Origin of the sequence: Comamonas terrigena NBRC 13299 (assembly GCF_006740045.1) — a bacterium.
Taxonomy (GTDB): domain Bacteria; phylum Pseudomonadota; class Gammaproteobacteria; order Burkholderiales; family Burkholderiaceae_C; genus Comamonas; species Comamonas terrigena.
Map to the genome: position 1 here is coordinate 4,296,073 of NZ_AP019749.1, position 17,174 is coordinate 4,313,246.

Genomic DNA, 17,174 nt, shown 5'->3' on the forward strand with positions numbered 1-17,174 from the left:
CAGCGGGCGCCAGGGCCAAGGCAAATCCCGGACAATCCGGGCATTCACAACTTTCTGACCGACCTGCACCATGAGCGACACCCGCCCCGAACTGCCCGACCACCTGTCCATCGACCCGCGCAGCCCCCACTATGTGGCCGCGATTTTTGAGCACGACATCGGCATCCGCTTCAACGGCAAGGAGCGTTTCGATGTGGAGGAATACTGCATCAGCGAAGGCTGGGTGCGTGTGCCTGCCGGCAAGACCGTGGACCGCAAGGGCTACCCGCTGCTGATCAAGCTCAAGGGCCCGGTCGAGGTGTTCTACAAGTAAGCCCACGGGCGGGGCCTGCCGCAAGGCTGTCCCCGCCCCAGGCAGATGGACCGCGTGGGCGTGGGCGGGCCCGCGCATGCCCACTCCTCGCCAGCCTGTGCCACCGTGCCGCAGGCCATACCCCTGCACCCGATGCGCCCCGCAGCGCGGCATCGGGCGGAAGCGGCCGCCGACCGGCGGCACGCCGCGGCGCTTACTTACCGTTGATGCCCAGCAGCTCGACTTCAAACATCAGCGTGGCATTGGGCGGAATCACCCGGCCCGCACCACGGCTGCCATAGGCAATGCCCGGTGGGCAGGTCAGGCGCGCCTTGCCCCCCACCTTCATCTTCTGCACGCCTTCGGTCCAGCAGGGAATCACGCCGTTGAGCGGGAACTCGATCGGCTCGCCCCGGGTGATGGAGCTGTCGAAATCCGCGCCGGTCTGCGGAAAGTAGCCGCGGTAATGCACCTTCACCTTGTCCGTGGCCTTGGGGCTCGCGCCCGTGCCTTCCTTCAGGCTTTCATAGACCAGGCCGCTGGCCGAGGTCACCGGTTGCGACTGTGCCAGTGCGTGGCCGGCCAGCATCGCGCCCATCAGGCAGGCAGCGCCTGCAATGCGTACAAACATGGGAATTTCCTTTCACTGGGGCCGTGCCCGCGCATGCGCTGCACCGGAACGGCCCTTTCAACCATACAACAGGCCGGTGCACCGCGCTGGGGCTGCCCCTGCGGCGCCGCCGGAGCAGGGAAAGGCACACACCGACTCAGAGGGCATCACACCCCGATGCGGTCCAGCGCATCGCGCAGATGGCCCACGGTGCGGTCCACGTTGTGCCACTTCTCCAGGCCAAACAGGCCGATCCGGAAAGTCTTGAAATCCGGACCTTCGTCGCACATCAGCGGCACACCCGAAGCGGTCTGCAGGCCCACATTCAGGAAGGCCTTGCCGCTCTGGATGTCGGGGTGGGTGGTGTAGCTCACCACCACACCCGGGGCCTTGAATCCGCCGGCCGCCACGCTGGGGAAACCGCGCGACTCCAGCAGCTTGCGCACCTGGTCGCCCAGGGCGATCTGTTCCTCGCGCACCTTCTCGAAGCCGTAGGCACGGGTTTCCAGCATCACGTCGCGCAGGCGCACCAGGGCGTCGGTGGGCATGGTGGTGTGGTAGGCGTGCTGGCCTTTTTCGTAGCCTTCGGCAATCTGCATCCACTTCTTCAGATCGCAGGAGAAGCTGGAGCTTTGCGTGTGTTCGATGGCTTCGCGTGCACGGGCCGAGAGCATCACCATGGCGCAGCAGGGCGAGCTGCTCCAGCCCTTTTGCGGCGCACTGATCAGCACGTCCACGCCCGTCTTTTCCATGTTGATCCACATGGCGCCGGAGGCCACGCAGTCCAGCACCATCAGCGCGCCCACATCATGGGCCGCATCGGCGATGGTGCGGATGTAGTCGTCGGGCAGCATGATGCCGCTGGCCGTTTCGACATGGGGGGCAAACACCACCTTGGGGCGCTCGGCGCGGATGGTGTCGGCCACGTCCTGTGCGGGGCAGGGTGTCCACGGATCCTGGCTGCCTTCGCCCTGCTTGCGCGCCTTGCAGACCACGGCACCGCCGCCCAGGCCAAAGTTGCCGGTGTCGAAGATCTGCGTCCAGCGGTAGCTGAACCAGCCGTTGCGCACGATCAGCACCTTCTCGCCATTGGCGAACTGGCGCGCCACGGCTTCCATGCCAAAGGTGCCGCTGCCAGGCACCAGCACGGCGGTGTGGGCGTGGTAGACCTCTTTGAGCGTCCCCAGAATGTCCTGCATCACGCCGGCAAAGCGCTTGGACATGTGGTTCAGGGCGCGGTCGGTGTAGACCACCGAGAATTCCAGCAGTCCATCGGGATCGATATCGGGCAACAGTCCGGGCATGAAGGGGTATCTCCTTGAGCTATGGATCAGGTCCGGCGGATGGCTCTGTGACCACCGGGTCGGACAGGTATGTCCCCATCTTAATATGCCGTCTGTCCCCCTTCGGCTGATCTGGCGCAGGCCATCACGGTGGCGCGCACTCAGGCGACAGGCGCCGCCGGGTAGCTGCGGCGGCCAAAGATGCCGCTGCCCACGCGCACCAGGGTGCTGCCGGCCTGCACGGCCAGTTCCAGATCGTCGGTCATGCCCAGGCTCAGGGTGTCGAAGGCCTCCAGCCCCGGCAGGCCGCTGCCGCGGATCTGCGCAAACACGGCTGCCACGCGCTGGTGCACGGCCAGCATGGCCTCGGGGGTCGGCTGGGGGTCGGGAATGCTCATCACCCCTCGCAGCTGCAGCTGCGGCAAGGCGGCAATGGCCTGGGCCAGTGCCAGCGCCTCCTCCGGGCTGCAGCCGGATTTGGTCTCGCCTCCGTCCACATTCACCTGCAGACAGATCTGCAGCGGCGGCAGGCCGGCAGGCCGCTGGTCAGACAGTCGCTGGGCAATCTTCAGCCGGTCCACCGTGTGCACCCAGTCAAAGTGTTCGGCCACCAGCCGGGTCTTGTTGCTCTGGATCGGGCCTATGCAGTGCCAGGTGAGCGGGGGCACATCGGCCATGGCACGCACCTGGGCGATCTTGTCCACCGCCTCCTGGATGTAGTTCTCGCCAAAGGCGCGCTGGCCGGCCAGCGCCGCCTCGCGTACGGCATCGGCACCAAAGGTTTTGGACACGGCCAGCAGACCCACGCTGGCGTGGGGGCGCTGTGCCTCATCGCAGGCGCGCGCCATGCGGCTGTGTATGCGCTGAAGGTTCTCGGCTATGGTCGTCATAAGCCGTGGAGCGTACCAAACCCTTGTGCCACCTGGAGACAGCCCGCACAACCCGCCCCCGGGACCGGAGCAGGGCCCCGCCGGCGTCCACTTCACCAGTGTCTGATCTGTCGCAAGAAGGGGCGACAAGCGGGGCCGCCTGTGTCACCATGGGGGCTTCGCCGCAGCGTCTGTGCGCTGCTTTCTGCCTTTCTGATCCACCGACATGTCGAGCATCACCCCCCGCGATTACGCTGCCACTCCTTCCCGCAAAGTTGCCTTCCTGGGCCTGGGCGTCATGGGCTACCCCATGGCCGGACACCTGGCCAAGGCAGGCCACCAGGTCACCGTGTACAACCGCAGTGCCGCCAAGCGCCAGGCCTGGGTGGCCGAATTCGGCGGCGCCGAAGCCGCCACGCCGTGTGCGGCGGCCCAGGGCGCCGACATCGTGTTCTGCTGCGTGGGCAATGACGACGATCTGCGTTCCGTGGTGCTGGGCGCCGACGGCGCCCTGGCCGGCATGCAGGCGGGCGCCATTTTTGTCGACCACACCACCGCTTCGGCCGAAGTGGCCCGCGAGCTGTATGCCGCGGCACAGGCCCAGGGGCAGCATTTCATCGACGCCCCGGTCTCCGGCGGTCAGGCCGGTGCCCAGAATGGTGCGCTGACGGTGATGTGCGGCGGCGACCAGAGCGTGTTCGACACCGTGGCACCGGTGGCCCAGTGCTTCTCGCGCGCCTTCACGCTGATGGGCGCCAGCGGCGCGGGCCAGCTGACCAAGATGGTCAACCAGATCTGCATTGCCGGCGTGGTGCAAGGCCTGTCCGAAGCCATTGCCTTCGGTGAAAAGGCTGGACTGGATGTGAACAAGGTGCTGGACGTGGTCAGCAAGGGCGCCGCCCAGAGCTGGCAGATGGAAAACCGCGGCAAGACCATGGTGGAAGGAAAGTTCGACTTCGGCTTTGCCGTGGACTGGATGCGCAAGGACCTGGGTCTGGTGCTGGACGAGGCCAAGCGCAATGGCGCCCGCCTGCCGCTGACCGCTCTGGTGGACCAGTTCTACGCCGATGTGCAGGCCATGGACGGCGGTCGCAACGACACCTCCAGCCTGATCCGCCGCCTGCGCTGATCCGCGCAGCTTCGGCGGCCCACCAAAACAAACGGCAGCCTCACGGCTGCCGTTCTGCATTTGGCGTTTGGCGTAGCAACGCCTGGCGGTCAATTCTCTGCCGCAGGGTCGCGCGTCACCGGCGCACTGCCGGGCATGTAGTTGGCCAGTGCATCTTCGGTGGTCAGCTCGAACACCCGCACCACCTTGCGCACATCGTTCACACCGCGGGCAATTTCTGCGGCGCGCCGGGACTCACGCTCGGTCACGATGCCCAGCAGGTAGACCACGTTCATCTCGGTCACCACCTTGATGGCCGAGGCCTGCAGATCCCGCGCATTGATCAGGCTGCCCTTGACCTGGCTGGTGATCATGGTGTCCTTGCTGCGCTGGCCCAGCGAAGAGGAAAACGGCGTCACTTCCAGCTCGTTGTGGATGCCGTCCACATTGTTCACATCGCGCACGATGCGAGCCACTTCCTGCTTGTCCTGCTCGTTGCGCACTTCGCCGGTGATCAGCACCTTGCGGTTGAAACTGGTGATGTTGACGCGGCTGCGCTCGTTCAGCGGGGACTGGCGGATGCGGTCCTGCGCCCGCAGCTCGATACCCTGGTCTTCCACCTGCGTACCGGTCGTGCGTCGATCGGCCGCCGACAGTGCGGCGGTGGCCATGCCGCCACCGACCACCAGGGGGACGCAACCCGACAGGCCTGCAGTGATGGCTGCCGCAGCCAAGACTGCGCGTACCAGAGGGGAACCCATTCGCTTCATAACATCTCCTGTTCGCCAAGCAACTGTGTGTCCACGCCGTCGCACAGGCAATGGACCACCAACTCATGGGCTTCGCGCACGCGCGCAGCCCGCTCATGCGGTACGCAGATCAGCACATCGGTCTCGCGCACCCGGGAAGCCAGGGCACCGCCAGTATGGCCGCTGAGCACCACCACCATCATTTCTCGCTCGTGCGCCGCATCCACGGCTTCCAGCAGGCTGTGGTCGTTGCCGCTGACCGAGATCACCAGCAGCAGATCGCCCGCCTGACCCAGCGCACGCACCTGGCGCGCCAGATACTGCGAGCCCGGCGCCGTACCGGCCGAGCCGCCCAGTAGCCCGCCATCACTGCCCAGGGCCATGGCGGCCAGCTCGGGGCGTTCGCGCTCGAAGCCGGTCACGCACAGCGTGGCAAAGGTCTGGGCCTGGCTGGCGGACACGCCGCTGCCGCAGGCCAGCACCTTGCCGCCACTGGTCACGCTGGCCAGAATGGCCTGCACGGCCAAGGCAATGGGTTGGCTCAGCGCCTGGGCGGCCTGGTATTTCAGGTCGGCGCTGTCGATGAAATGCTGTTGGATACGTAGCTCTAGCATGGGCTGCGATGATACCTGTGCTGCGTTATACCTTTGGTAGCAGAAAGTTTGTGCTGGCACTGTGTGCAACGCCCCTGGGGCAACGAAGCCCGGCAGCGGCGGGCCGCAGGCGCTGCCGCCCGGCCTCATTCTGCGTCGAAGGCCGCCTCCAGCCACTGCAGCTGGTCCTGCTGCACCAGGGCCGCATCAAAGCGGCAGGCCGGCACCGACGGCTGGCGCGCCAGCCAGTGGCGGGCGGCCAGCACGATGCGCTGGCGCTTGGCCGCATGGATGCTGCCATCGGCCCCTCCGAACTGGCTGCTGGTGCGGCTGCGCACCTCCACGAACACCACCATGCCATCCGCGGCACGCAAGATAAGGTCTATCTCGCCCCCACCGCGCCCAGGCGTCCGATAATTGCGTTCTATCAGCCGCCAGCCGCGCGCCAGCGCATGGCGCAACGCCCGGTCTTCGGCCTGCTGCCCCGGCGTGCGACCTGTGGCCGCCTCCGGCGGCGGCTTTTCTGCCTCCAGCGGCGGCTTTTTTCCAAGGAAACCCATTGAGCACCTCTTTCGCTCCGGCCCTGCATGCTGCCCGCGAGGCAGCGGCTGCCCAGAATTATCCGCAGGGCACGCTGTATGTGGTGGCCACGCCCATCGGCAACCTGGCCGACATCTCGCTGCGCGCCCTGCATGTGCTGCAGCTGGTCGACGCCGTGGCCTGTGAAGACACGCGCCACACCCAGGGCATGCTGCGCAGCTATGGCCTGGAGCGCCCCGGCAGCCAGTTGCTGGCCGTGCACCAGCACAACGAGGCCGAAGCCGCCGCCGGCGTGATCGCACGCCTGCAGCAGGGCCAGCGCATCGCCTATGTCAGCGATGCCGGCACCCCCGGCGTCAGCGACCCCGGCGCGCGCCTGTGCGCCGCCGTGCAGGCGGCCGGGCTGCGCTGCATGCCGCTGCCGGGTGCCAGCAGCATCACCAGCGCCATCAGCGTGGCCGGCTGCGTGCCGCCGGGCCAGACCGATGGCGGCTTTGTGTTTGCCGGGTTCCTGCCCACCAAGAATGCCGAGCGCCAGACCGCCGTGCAGCGGCTGTCGGCCGAGCCGCGCTGCACCGTGCTGCTGGAAGCCCCGCACCGCATCCACGAGCTGGCCAAGGCCCTGGCCGTGCTGGGTGAGCGCCCGGTGACGCTGGCGCGCGAAATCACCAAGCAGTTTGAGCAGATCAGCACCCATGCCGCCCAGGACCTGCCCGCCTGGCTGAATGGCGACGCCACCCGCGCCAAGGGCGAGTTTGTGGTGGTGCTGCACCCGGTGGCCGTGCACCAGGACGACGGCGACGCCGAACGGGTGCTGCGCCTGCTGCTGGCCGAGCTGCCGACCAAGACCGCCGTCAAGCTGGCGGCCGACATCACCGGCGGCAACCGCAACCAGCTGTATGACCTGGCGCTGCAGCTCAAGCGTGCGGACCAGGACGGCGACGAAGCCGCATAAGCAGGCGCAGCGCCTAGACAGGCCTCAGGCGTAAGCCAGGCCGGTGGCCACCCCGCCAAACAGATCGCCTTCCACCTGAGGCACGGCCGGGAAGGCCTGGGCCAGCGCATCGCGCAGCGTACGCAGTGCAGACGAACCGCCGGTCAGGTAGATGGCATCCACGCCCCCGGCCGGCAAACCCGCCAGCTGCACGCAGTGCTGGGCACACTCCACCACCTGCACCAGCGGTGCCTGCAGCGAGCGGTGCAGCCCGTCCTGGGTGATGCCGGTCTGCAGACCCGTTTCCAGCCAGCCCAGGTCCAGCAGGGCATCGCCGCCGGTGCTGGAAGCCTGGATCTTGCCCTGCTCCACCGCATCGGCCAGGCGGTGGCCCAGGCGTTCTTCCAGCACCGCCATCAGGCGCTGGTGCAGCTGCGGGTCCCGGTAGTCGGTGCGCAGGGCCTGCGCATCGCGCAGCGCCTTGGGGCTGTACTGCCACTGGATCAGGTGCCAGGTGGCCAGGTCGTAGAACACCCGGCTGGGCACTTCGCGGCCGCTGGGCCCGGTGTGGCGCAGGCCCAGCAGCGGCATCGCCGTGTCCACACTCAGGCGGTGGTCAAAATCGGTACCGCCGATGTGCACGCCGCTGGTGGCCAGGATGTCGGCCGTGCGGTCGGGCTTGCCCGCATGCTGCGGCCCCAGGCGCACCACGGTGAAGTCGGAGGTGCCGCCGCCGATGTCCACCACCAGCACCACGGTCTCGCGCTCCAGGCGCTGTTCGTAGTCCAGCGCGGCGGCAATGGGCTCCAGCTGGAACTCCACCTGCGCAAAACCGGCGGCCTGCGCGGCTTGCTCCAGCGCATGCTGCGCCTGGCGATCGCGCTCGGGGTGGGCGTCGACAAAATGCACCGGGCGGCCCAGCACCACGCGCTCGGGCAAGCCGCCCAGCTCCCGCTGGGCTCGCTGGGCGAGTTGCTTCAGGAACAGCGCAATGATGTCCTGGTAGCTGACCATCTGGCCATGCACGGCCGTCTTGTCCTGCAGCAGGCTGCTGCCCAGCAGGCTTTTGAGCGAGCGCATCAGCCGACCGTCTTCCCCCGCCAGGTACTGGCGCATGGCGTCACGGCCAAAGTGCGTGCCCTGGGTTTCCGTATTGAAGAACAGCGCCGTGGGCATGCCGGTGGCGCCGCCTTCCAGCGCAAGCAGCTGTGCCGTACGCGCGCCCTGGCGCCAGGCCATGGCGGAGTTGGATGTGCCAAAGTCGATGCCAAGGGTGGTGCCAGTGAGGGTCTGCATAGCGAATTCCGGGGGCAGCCGCTGCCGAAAGCGGGCTGCATTTCTTCCAAAGAGGCGCGGTCGCTGCCGCAACCGCTTCAGATTCAAGACAAAGGCATGCGCCTGGTAGCAAGGCGCATGCGGCGCATAGGTGCAAAGCCAGCAGATACAGGCCGCTGCGTGGGTCCTGCACTGCCCCGCAGCACCGGTGCACGGCGAATGCCTGGGCGCCCGCTCTCCAGCGCTGCACAGATCGTGCCGGCTGTGCCTCCAGACCCATGCGACGCCGGCGGAGCCGATGCTCCGATGGGGCATGGGAGATGCAAAAACAAAAACGCCTGCTGTTTCCAGCAGGCGTTGATGAATTTGGTTGCGAGGGCTGGATTTGAACCAACGACCTTTGGGTTATGAGCCCAACGAGCTACCAGACTGCTCCACCTCGCGATATGTCCAAATTATAGCACAGAATTATTCTGCAGCTTGGGTTTGAGCCACTTCTTCTTGCTCAACCAGTTCCACATAGGCCATGGGAGCGTTGTCGCCCACGCGGAAGCCCATCTTCAGGATACGGGTGTAGCCGCCAGGACGCTTGGCGTTGCGGGGACCCAGCACGTTGAACAGCTTGGTCACGCTGTCACGGTCGCGCAGACGGTCGAAAGCCAGACGGCGGTTGGCAACGGAGTCAACCTTGGCCAGGGTGATCATGGGCTCGATCACGCGGCGCAGTTCCTTGGCCTTGGGGACGGTGGTCTTGATGGCTTCGTGCTCGATGAGCGAATTCATCATGTTTTGCAGCATCGCCTTGCGGTGAGACGAAGTGCGGTTCAGTTTGCGGAGGCCGTGACCGTGACGCATGGTGCTTTCCTTTGATTTGATGTTTGCGGGCAAGCCGTATCAGGTACTGCCCGGTGCACTGTATAAATGTTGCGGCCCACCACCCTCTCGGGTGGGGAGCCGCAGATTATAGCGTGATGCTGAAAAAAGCGTCTGATTAACGCTTTTCCAGGCCAGCGGGTGGCCAGTTTTCCAGCTTCATGCCCAAGGTCAGGCCACGCGAAGCGAGGACTTCCTTGATTTCGTTGAGCGACTTGCGACCCAGGTTAGGCGTCTTGAGCAGCTCGTTTTCGGTGCGCTGAATCAGATCACCGATGTAGTAGATGTTTTCTGCCTTCAGGCAGTTGGCCGAGCGAACGGTCAGTTCCAGCTCATCCACAGGGCGCAGCAGGATCGGATCGAACGTTGCGTTGGCACGTTGGTTGCCGCCGGCTTGCAGGATGCCGCCTTCACCGAACTCGCCTTCCAGCTGTGCAAACACAGCCAGTTGTTCCACCAGGATCTTGGCGGATGCGCGCACGGCGTCTTCGGCATTGATGGCGCCGTTGGTTTCGATTTCAACGACCAGCTTGTCCAGATCGGTACGCTGTTCCACGCGAGCGGATTCCACGTTGTAGCTCACGCGGCGCACGGGCGAGAACGATGCGTCCAGCACGATACGGCCGATCGACTTGGTCGACTCGTCACCATAGCGGCGCACGTTACCGGGCACATAGCCACGGCCCTTTTCCACCTTGATCTGCATATCCAGCTTGCCGCCTTGCGACAGGGTGGCGATGACGTGATCAGGGTTGATGATTTCCACATCGTGCGGAGTCTGGATGTCACCAGCGGTGACCACACCTTCGCCGTCTTTGCGCAGGCTCAGGGTGACTTCATCACGGTTGTGCAGCTTGAACACCACGCCCTTGAGGTTCAGGAGGATGCTCACCACATCTTCTTGCACACCGTCGATGGACGAGTACTCGTGCAACACGCCAGCAATCGTGACTTCCGTCGCTGCATAACCCACCATGGACGACAGCAACACGCGACGCAGGGCGTTGCCCAGCGTATGGCCGTAGCCGCGCTCGAAAGGCTCCAGGGTCACTTTGGCACGGTTGTGGCCCAGCTGCTCTACATTGATCGTCTTGGGTTTCAGCAGATTTGTTTGCATGCAGACTTCCTCTCAATACCCCCGGCTCGTTACACCGGTAAGGCTGGTGAAGCACCTACGGCGCGATGCCTCGCGCCGTAGGGACGGGTTGCTAAAAACCGGGAAAATTAACGCGAGTACAGTTCAACGATCAGAGATTCGTTGATGTCGGCGCCGAATTCGTCGCGGTCAGGAGCCTTCTTGAAGGTACCTTCAGCCTTGTCCAGGCTCACTTCCACCCAAGCGGGGAAGCCAACTTGCGAAGCCAGTTGCAGGGCTTCGACCACGCGGGCTTGCTTCTTGGACTTTTCGCGCAGAGCGACCACATCGCCTTCCTTGACCATGAAGGAAGGAATGTTCACGGACTTGCCGTTCACGGTGATGGCCTTGTGCGACACCAGTTGGCGTGCTTCAGCGCGGGTGGAGCCGAAGCCCATGCGGTACACCACGTTGTCCAGGCGGCTTTCCAGCAGGGTCAGCAGCATGGCGCCGGTGTTGCCACGGCGGCGGTCGGCTTCAGCGAAGTAGCGGCGGAATTGCTTTTCCAGCACGCCGTACATGCGCTTGACCTTCTGCTTTTCACGCAGTTGCAGACCGAAGTCAGACGTACGCTGACCCGAGGTGCGACCGTGTTGGCCGGGCTTGGAGTCGAACTTGGCCTTGTCCGCGATGGAGCGGCGAGCGCTCTTCAGGAACAGGTCGGTGCCTTCACGGCGGGCGAGTTTGGCCTTGGGGCCGGTATAACGTGCCACTTGATTTCCTTTGTTTCATCTACCGTGCCAATAACGCACGGGAGCCGCCCAGGGTGAAACACCCAGGGCGGCGGTGGTCTTCAGTACAGATTAGATACGACGACGCTTTTGAGGGCGGCAGCCGTTGTGGGGAACCGGGGTCACGTCCGAGATGGAAGTGATGCGGATACCCAGAGCACCCAGGGCGCGAACCGAAGATTCGCGGCCAGGACCGGGGCCCTTGATTTCCACGTCCACGTTCTTGATGCCTTGTTCGATAGCAGCACGGCCGGCCACTTCCGAAGCGACCTGAGCAGCGAAGGGAGTCGACTTGCGCGAACCCTTGAAGCCCTGGCCACCCGACGAGGCCCACGACAGAGCGTTGCCTTGGCGGTCGGTGATGGTGATGATCGTGTTGTTGAACGAAGCGTGAACGTGAGCGATACCGTCAGAAATGTTCTTGCGAACTTTCTTGCGCACGCGTTGAGCTGCGTTGTTAGAAGGAGACTTTGCCATAGTGATCTATCCTTACTTCTTCAGAGCCGCTGCGCCCTTGCGCGGACCCTTGCGGGTGCGAGCGTTGGTGCGGGTACGTTGACCACGCATGGGCAGGCCACGACGATGACGGAAACCACGGTAGCAACCGATGTCCATCAAACGCTTGATGTTCATCGTGGTCTCGCGACGCAGGTCACCTTCCAGGGTCATGGGAGTCAGCTGGTCGCGGATCTTTTCCAGATCAGCGTCAGTCAGGTCCTTGACCTTCTTGGAGTAATCGATGCCGCATGCTTCGCAGATCTTGCGTGCAGTGGTACGACCAATGCCAAAGATGGCGGTCAGGCCGATTTCAGCATGCTTGTGCGGCGGGATGTTAATGCCGGCGATACGTGCCATATTAGTAGTCCTCTAATACTTTCAATCAACCTTGGCGCTGCTTGTGGCGCTGGTCGGTACAGATCACGCGCACCACACCCTTGCGGCGGATGATCTTGCAGTTGCGGCAGATTTTCTTGACCGAAGCCGAAACTCTCATTTCATTCTCCTAAAACTTTTCATCCGAGCTCTTTCTTGTCCTGGACACTGCCTGTGACCGACAAGAATGCGCAGGGCTCTTCACGAGGTTGGGGCACCTTACGGGCGAACCCGCAAGGATAGACCATTTCTTGCTTAATTGCCAGATGTCTTGAAGTTGGCCTTCTTCAGCAGTGACTCGTACTGCTGAGACATCATGTAGTTCTGCACCTGTGCCATGAAGTCCATGGTCACCACCACAATAATCAGCAGCGATGTACCACCGAAGTAGAACGGAACGTTGTACTTCAGGATCAGGAATTCGGGCAGCAAGCACACAAAGGTGATGTAGACAGCACCAGCCAGTGTCAAACGCACCAGGATCTTGTCAATGTAGCGAGCCGTCTGGTCACCAGGACGAATCCCGGGGATGAAGGCGCCGCTCTTCTTCAGGTTGTCCGCAGTTTCCCGGCTGTTGAAAACCAGGGCGGTGTAGAAGAAGCAGAAGAAGATGATGGCGGCTGCGTAGAGCATCACATAGATGGGCTGACCGGGGGTCAGAGCACCTGCGATGTCCTTCAGCCAGCGCATGGACTCCCCTGCACTGAACCAGTTCACCACCGTTGCGGGCAGCAGGATGATGGACGAAGCGAAGATGGGAGGAATCACACCTGCCATGTTCAGCTTCAGCGGCAAGTGCGAAGACTGGCCACCATACACCTTGTTGCCGACTTGACGGCGTGCGTAATTCACCAGGATCTTTCGTTGGCCTCGCTCGACAAACACGACGAAATACGTCACGCCAGCCACCACGAGAACAATGATGATCGCGGCCAGAATGCTCATGGCACCGGTGCGCACCAGCTCCAGCAATCCACCGATCGAGCTGGGCAGGCCTGCGGCGATACCAGCAAAGATCAGAATGGAGATGCCGTTGCCCAGACCACGTTCCGTGATCTGCTCACCCAACCACATCAGGAACATGGTGCCGGCTGTCAGGCTGGCCACCGCCGTGAGGCGGAAACCGATGCCTGGAGCAAACACCAGACCTGCTTGGCTTTCCAGAGCGACTGCAATACCCAGGGATTGAAAGATTGCCAGGCCCAAAGTGCCATAGCGGGTGTATTGGGTAATCTTGCGACGACCCGCCTCACCTTCCTTCTTCATCTGTTCGAATGTCGGGATGACATAAGACATCAGCTGCATGATGATCGATGCCGAGATGTACGGCATGATCCCCAGAGCGAACACCGAGAAGCGCGACAAGGCGCCGCCCGAGAACATGTTGAACAGATTGAGGATACCGCCTTGCTGGCCATTGAACAGCTGTTGCAGCTGCGCAGGGTCGATTCCCGGCACCGGGATGTGAGTCCCGATGCGGTACACGACCAACGCGAGCAGCAGAAAAACCAGTCGGCGACGCAAGTCACCGAACTTGCCAGTTTTTGCAATTTGCGCTGCGCTAGTAGCCACGGATGTCTTCTTTCAGATCTTATTCAGCGAAGCTGCCGCCGGCAGCTTCAACGGCAGCCTTGGCTCCAGCAGTAGCGCCGATACCGCTCAGCTTCACAGCCTTGCTGATTTCGCCGCTCTTGATGACCTTCACCACCTGAGCGATAGCGGGCACCAGGCCAGCTTGCTTCAGTGCGGCGAGATCAACTTCAGCCAGACCCAGTTGCTCCAGAGCGGACAGGGTCACTTCTGCATTGAACTTCAGCAGATGCGACTTGAAGCCACGCTTTGGCAGGCGACGCTGCAGAGGCATTTGACCGCCTTCGAAGCCCACCTTGTGGTAGCCACCCGAACGCGATTTCTGACCCTTGTGACCACGGCCGGCGGTCTTACCCAGACCAGAACCGATACCGCGACCCACGCGACGCTTGGCGTGCTTGGCGCCGTCTGCAGGCTTGATGCTATTGAGTTCCATCATCAATCCTTTCAGAGAACCTTCACCAAGTAGGCGATCTTGTTAATCATGCCGCGCACTTCAGGGGTGTCCTTCAGTTCGCTGATGCTATTCAGCTTGCGCAGACCCAGACCGCGCACGGTAGCGCGGTGATCTTGCTTGGTGCCAATGGGGCTGCGCACCAATTGCACCTTCACGGTTTGTTGCGTTGTCATGTGCTGAACTCCGATCAGGCGGTGAAGATGTCTTCAACCGACTTGCCGCGCTTTGCAGCCACTTCCGCAGGGGTCGTAGCGTTTTGCAGAGCGTCGAACGTGGCGCGAACCATGTTGTAGGGGTTCGAAGAGCCGTGGCTCTTGGCCACGATGTCGGTGATACCGACCACTTCGAAAACAGCGCGCATCGGGCCGCCAGCGATGATGCCGGTACCCTTGGGGGCGGGGTGCAGCTCAACGCGAGCAGCACCGTGGTGACCCATCACAGAGTGGTGGATGGTGCCGCTCTTGAGCGAAACCTTCACCAGATTGCGACGGCATTCTTCCATTGCCTTTTGCACGGCTGCGGGCACTTCCTTGGACTTGCCCTTACCCATACCCACGCGGCCATCACCGTCGCCAACCACGGTCAGTGCAGCGAAGCCGAGGATACGGCCACCCTTCACAACCTTGGTGACGCGGTTCACCGCGATCATTTTTTCGCGCAGACCGTCGTCACGACCTTCGTCTTGCACCTTGGGGGAAAACTTTGCCATTTTCTATCCGCTCCGCTTAGAACTGCAGGCCCGCTTCGCGAGCGGCTTCAGCCAAGGCCTTCACGCGGCCGTGGTATGCGAAACCAGCGCGATCGAAAGCCACCTTCTCCACGCCAGCAGCCTTTGCCTTTTCAGCAATGCGCTTGCCGATCAGCGTGGCGGCGGCCACGTTGCCACCCTTGCCTGCAGCGCCGATTTGCGAACGCACTTCGACTTCTGCAGTGGAGGCCGAAGCCAGCACCTTGGTGCCATCTTCCGACACCACGGAGGCGTAGATGTGGAGGTTGGTGCGGTTCACGCTCAGACGCGCCACGCCTTGCTGTGCAATGCGAATGCGGGTTTGACGTGCACGACGCAGACGCTGCTCTTTCTTGGTCAACATAATGCAGCTCCTTACTTCTTCTTGGTCTCTTTGATCACGACCTTCTCACCCACATAGCGGATGCCCTTGCCCTTGTAAGGCTCGGGAGGACGAACGGCGCGGATCTCAGCAGCCAGCTGACCCACCACTTGGCGGTCAGCACCCTTGATCACGATTTCGGTCGGAGTGGGGGTAGCAACGGTGATGCCGGCAGGCATCTCGAAGTTGACGGGGTGCGAGAAGCCCACAGCCAGGTTCAGCTTGGAACCTTGTGCAGCGGCCTTGTAGCCCACGCCGATCAGCGACAGCTTCTTTTCGAAGCCTTCGGTCACGCCCTTGACCATGTTGTTGACCAACTGGCGGAAAGTACCGGCCAGAGCGTCAGCTTCACGGGAGTCATTAGCGGGTGCGAACGACAGCTTGCCGTCGTTATTGCTGATAGCCACCAGAGCGTTCATAGCCAGGGACAGATCACCGCCCTTGCCCTTGACCTTGATGGAGTCAGCATTCAAAGACACATCCACGCCAGCGGGGATGGTCACAATAGCTTTTGCTACGCGAGACATTTCAGTATTTCTCCTTAATGTCCGTTAGGCCACATAGCACAGCACTTCGCCGCCGACACCGGTAGCACGTGCTTTGCGATCGGTCATCACGCCCTTGGGAGTGGTGACAATGGCCACGCCCAGACCGTTCTGGACCTGGGGGATTGCGTTGCTGCCCTTGTACACGCGCAGGCCAGGACGGCTCACACGTTCGATACGCTCGATCACAGGGCGACCGGCGTAGTACTTCAGGGTAATAACGAGTTCAGACTTGCCGTCTTCGGTCTTGACTTCGAAACCGTCAACGTAGCCCTCGTCCTTCAGCACTTGTGCAATGGCAACCTTCACTTTGGAGGAAGGAGCCGACACGGTGGCCTTGGACACCATTTGGGCGTTGCGGATGCGGGTCAGCAAGTCGGCGATAGGATCACTCATGCTCATCTTGTATCTCTCCTGCTTGCTTACCAGCTGGCCTTGGTCACGCCGGGGATATCACCAGCAAAGGCCATTTCACGCACCTTGGCGCGGCCCAGACCGAATTGACGGAATGTGCCACGGGGACGGCCCGTGATTTCGCAACGGTTACGTTGGCGAGTGGGGTTCGAGTTACGGGGCAGCTTTTGCAGACCCAGACGGGCTGCGTCACGCTCTTCGTCGGAACGCTTGGCGTCGCCGGCGATGGCCTTCAATTCTGCGTACTTGGCAGCATACTTAGCGGCCAGTTTTTCGCGCTTCAGTTCGCGCTCGATCAAAGCTTTCTTAGCCATGCGCTGCCTCAGTTCTTGAAGGGGAATTTGAACGCAGCGAGCAGTGCCTTGCACTCTTCGTCGTTCTTCGCCGAAGTCGTGATGCTGATGTTCAGACCACGCAGAGCATCCACTTTGTCGTATTCGATTTCAGGGAAGATGATCTGTTCTTTGACGCCAACGTTGTAGTTGCCGCGACCGTCGAACGAACGGCCCGAAATACCGCGGAAGTCACGCACGCGGGGCAGAGCCACGGTGACGAAACGGTCCAGGAATTCGTACATTTGGACGCCACGCAGGGTCACCATGCAGCCGATAGCTTGGCCTTCGCGGATCTTGAAACCAGCGATAGCCTTCTTGGCCTTGGTCACCACAGGCTTCTGACCAGCGATCTTGGTCAGGTCAGCCACGGCGTTGTCCATCACCTTCTTGTCGGCCACGGCTTCGCTCACACCCATGTTCAGGGTGATTTTGGTCAGACGGGGCACTTCCATAGCGGAGGTGTAGCCGAACTTTTCTTTCAGTTCAGCCGCGATCTTTTCGCGATAGAGTTTTTGCAGTCGTGCCATGTGTTACTCCTCAGGCAGCCTTGATTTCGGCGCCGCTGGACTTGAACACGCGAGCACGCGTGCCGTCGGCGTTCACCTTGATGCCCACGCGATCGGCCTTGCCGGTCGCAGCATTGAAGATAGCCACGTTGGACTGGTGGATAGGCATGGCCTTTTCCACGATGCCGCCAGTGGTGCCCTTCATGGGGTTCGGCTTGACATGCTTCTTCACCAGGTTGATGCCATCGATCACCAGGTGGGAGTCATCCTTGCGCAGCGAAACGACGCCACGCTTGCCCTTGTCACGGCCAGCCAACACGATGACTTCGTCGCCCTTGCGAATCTTGTTCATG

General features: G+C 62.5%; 26 protein-coding genes and 1 tRNA gene. 3 read left to right on the forward strand and 24 right to left on the reverse strand.

All coding sequences use genetic code 11. The features are described 5' to 3' along the window. Positions 1–70: 70 nt before the first annotated feature. Positions 71–313, forward strand: coding sequence for a DUF3297 family protein (locus CT3_RS19390; protein WP_066541273.1), 243 nt, complete (start codon positions 71–73; stop codon positions 311–313). 193 nt (positions 314–506) lie between these two features. Here CT3_RS19390 and CT3_RS19395 read toward each other — a convergent pair whose 3' ends face one another. The 3 genes from CT3_RS19395 to CT3_RS19405 form a co-directional block, all read right to left on the reverse strand. Then, positions 507–890, reverse strand: a complete 384-nt coding sequence (locus tag CT3_RS19395; RefSeq protein WP_225608885.1) for an FKBP-type peptidyl-prolyl cis-trans isomerase — start codon at positions 888–890, stop codon at positions 507–509. Between the two features lie 179 nt (positions 891–1,069). Beyond that, positions 1,070–2,206, reverse strand: coding sequence for an aminotransferase class V-fold PLP-dependent enzyme (locus tag CT3_RS19400; protein WP_066541276.1), 1,137 nt, complete (start codon positions 2,204–2,206; stop codon positions 1,070–1,072). Between the two features lie 140 nt (positions 2,207–2,346). Continuing rightward, positions 2,347–3,075 carry a YggS family pyridoxal phosphate-dependent enzyme gene (locus tag CT3_RS19405; protein WP_066541277.1) on the reverse strand — a complete coding sequence of 243 codons (729 nt, stop codon included), beginning with the start codon at positions 3,073–3,075 and terminating at the stop codon, positions 2,347–2,349. Positions 3,076–3,280: 205 nt separating this feature from the next. Between CT3_RS19405 and CT3_RS19410 the strand changes: the two genes are divergently transcribed. After that, positions 3,281–4,183 (forward strand): NAD(P)-dependent oxidoreductase, encoded by a 903-nt coding sequence (locus CT3_RS19410; RefSeq protein WP_066541279.1) that lies wholly within the window; start codon positions 3,281–3,283, stop codon positions 4,181–4,183. 89 nt (positions 4,184–4,272) lie between these two features. On the opposite strand, the gene CT3_RS19415 is transcribed toward CT3_RS19410, so the two are convergent. The 3 genes from CT3_RS19415 to CT3_RS19425 form a co-directional block, all read right to left on the reverse strand. Continuing rightward, positions 4,273–4,932 carry a BON domain-containing protein gene (locus CT3_RS19415; protein WP_172591761.1) on the reverse strand — a complete coding sequence of 220 codons (660 nt, stop codon included), beginning with the start codon at positions 4,930–4,932 and terminating at the stop codon, positions 4,273–4,275. Further along, positions 4,929–5,525, reverse strand: a complete 597-nt coding sequence (locus CT3_RS19420; RefSeq protein WP_066541284.1) for an SIS domain-containing protein — start codon at positions 5,523–5,525, stop codon at positions 4,929–4,931. The genes CT3_RS19415 and CT3_RS19420 overlap by 4 nt, the downstream gene beginning before the upstream one ends. A 125-nt stretch (positions 5,526–5,650) precedes the next feature. After that, complete coding sequence (locus tag CT3_RS19425) at positions 5,651–6,064, reverse strand: YraN family protein (protein WP_066541286.1); 414 nt, start codon at positions 6,062–6,064, stop codon at positions 5,651–5,653. Here CT3_RS19425 and rsmI point away from each other — a divergent pair. Beyond that, the gene (gene rsmI, locus CT3_RS19430) at positions 6,064–6,999 is read left to right on the forward strand and encodes a 16S rRNA (cytidine(1402)-2'-O)-methyltransferase (protein ID WP_066541292.1); all 936 of its coding nucleotides are present in this window, start codon (positions 6,064–6,066) and stop codon (positions 6,997–6,999) included. The genes CT3_RS19425 and rsmI overlap by 1 nt on opposite strands. A 24-nt stretch (positions 7,000–7,023) precedes the next feature. Here rsmI and CT3_RS19435 read toward each other — a convergent pair whose 3' ends face one another. The 18 genes from CT3_RS19435 to rplX all read right to left on the reverse strand — a co-directional run bounded on the left by CT3_RS19435 (position 7,024) and on the right by rplX (position 17,173). Continuing rightward, positions 7,024–8,274: an Hsp70 family protein gene (locus tag CT3_RS19435; RefSeq protein WP_066541294.1), complete on the reverse strand. Its 1,251-nt coding sequence runs from the start codon at positions 8,272–8,274 to the stop codon at positions 7,024–7,026. Positions 8,275–8,620: 346 nt separating this feature from the next. Next, positions 8,621–8,697: transfer RNA gene (locus CT3_RS19440), tRNA-Met, on the reverse strand. Between the two features lie 24 nt (positions 8,698–8,721). Further along, positions 8,722–9,108, reverse strand: coding sequence for a 50S ribosomal protein L17 (gene rplQ / locus CT3_RS19445; protein WP_066541296.1), 387 nt, complete (start codon positions 9,106–9,108; stop codon positions 8,722–8,724). 136 nt (positions 9,109–9,244) lie between these two features. Beyond that, a complete protein-coding gene (locus CT3_RS19450) occupies positions 9,245–10,243 on the reverse strand; it encodes a DNA-directed RNA polymerase subunit alpha (RefSeq protein ID WP_066541298.1) in 999 nt (332 codons plus the stop codon). A 107-nt stretch (positions 10,244–10,350) separates the two neighbouring features. Beyond that, positions 10,351–10,974 (reverse strand): 30S ribosomal protein S4, encoded by a 624-nt coding sequence (gene rpsD / locus CT3_RS19455; RefSeq protein ID WP_066541300.1) that lies wholly within the window; start codon positions 10,972–10,974, stop codon positions 10,351–10,353. 90 nt (positions 10,975–11,064) lie between these two features. Next, a complete protein-coding gene (rpsK, locus tag CT3_RS19460; RefSeq protein WP_066541302.1) occupies positions 11,065–11,469 on the reverse strand; it encodes a 30S ribosomal protein S11 in 405 nt (134 codons plus the stop codon). Between the two features lie 12 nt (positions 11,470–11,481). Then, positions 11,482–11,847, reverse strand: coding sequence for a 30S ribosomal protein S13 (gene rpsM / locus CT3_RS19465; RefSeq protein ID WP_066541304.1), 366 nt, complete (start codon positions 11,845–11,847; stop codon positions 11,482–11,484). Positions 11,848–11,872: 25 nt separating this feature from the next. Continuing rightward, positions 11,873–11,986, reverse strand: a complete 114-nt coding sequence (gene rpmJ, locus CT3_RS19470) for a 50S ribosomal protein L36 (RefSeq protein WP_003050535.1) — start codon at positions 11,984–11,986, stop codon at positions 11,873–11,875. Between the two features lie 134 nt (positions 11,987–12,120). Beyond that, positions 12,121–13,437, reverse strand: a complete 1,317-nt coding sequence (gene secY, locus CT3_RS19475) for a preprotein translocase subunit SecY (protein ID WP_066541306.1) — start codon at positions 13,435–13,437, stop codon at positions 12,121–12,123. A 19-nt stretch (positions 13,438–13,456) separates the two neighbouring features. Next, positions 13,457–13,891, reverse strand: coding sequence for a 50S ribosomal protein L15 (gene rplO / locus CT3_RS19480; RefSeq protein ID WP_066541308.1), 435 nt, complete (start codon positions 13,889–13,891; stop codon positions 13,457–13,459). A gap of 11 nt (positions 13,892–13,902) precedes the next feature. Further along, a complete protein-coding gene (gene rpmD, locus CT3_RS19485) occupies positions 13,903–14,085 on the reverse strand; it encodes a 50S ribosomal protein L30 (protein WP_066475638.1) in 183 nt (60 codons plus the stop codon). Positions 14,086–14,099: 14 nt separating this feature from the next. Continuing rightward, positions 14,100–14,621: a 30S ribosomal protein S5 gene (gene rpsE / locus CT3_RS19490; RefSeq protein ID WP_066541309.1), complete on the reverse strand. Its 522-nt coding sequence runs from the start codon at positions 14,619–14,621 to the stop codon at positions 14,100–14,102. A 16-nt stretch (positions 14,622–14,637) separates the two neighbouring features. Continuing rightward, complete coding sequence (gene rplR, locus CT3_RS19495; protein ID WP_066541313.1) at positions 14,638–15,003, reverse strand: 50S ribosomal protein L18; 366 nt, start codon at positions 15,001–15,003, stop codon at positions 14,638–14,640. Positions 15,004–15,014: 11 nt separating this feature from the next. Continuing rightward, on the reverse strand, positions 15,015–15,548 hold the full coding sequence (rplF, locus tag CT3_RS19500) for a 50S ribosomal protein L6 (RefSeq protein WP_066541315.1): 534 nt from the start codon (positions 15,546–15,548) through the stop codon (positions 15,015–15,017). Between the two features lie 24 nt (positions 15,549–15,572). Next, positions 15,573–15,968, reverse strand: coding sequence for a 30S ribosomal protein S8 (rpsH, locus tag CT3_RS19505; RefSeq protein ID WP_066541317.1), 396 nt, complete (start codon positions 15,966–15,968; stop codon positions 15,573–15,575). A gap of 20 nt (positions 15,969–15,988) precedes the next feature. Next, positions 15,989–16,294, reverse strand: a complete 306-nt coding sequence (gene rpsN / locus CT3_RS19510) for a 30S ribosomal protein S14 (RefSeq protein ID WP_066541319.1) — start codon at positions 16,292–16,294, stop codon at positions 15,989–15,991. A gap of 8 nt (positions 16,295–16,302) precedes the next feature. Beyond that, on the reverse strand, positions 16,303–16,842 hold the full coding sequence (gene rplE / locus CT3_RS19515) for a 50S ribosomal protein L5 (protein ID WP_066541321.1): 540 nt from the start codon (positions 16,840–16,842) through the stop codon (positions 16,303–16,305). Between the two features lie 10 nt (positions 16,843–16,852). Beyond that, the gene (rplX, locus tag CT3_RS19520) at positions 16,853–17,173 is read right to left on the reverse strand and encodes a 50S ribosomal protein L24 (RefSeq protein WP_066541323.1); all 321 of its coding nucleotides are present in this window, start codon (positions 17,171–17,173) and stop codon (positions 16,853–16,855) included. Position 17,174 lies beyond the last annotated feature (1 nt).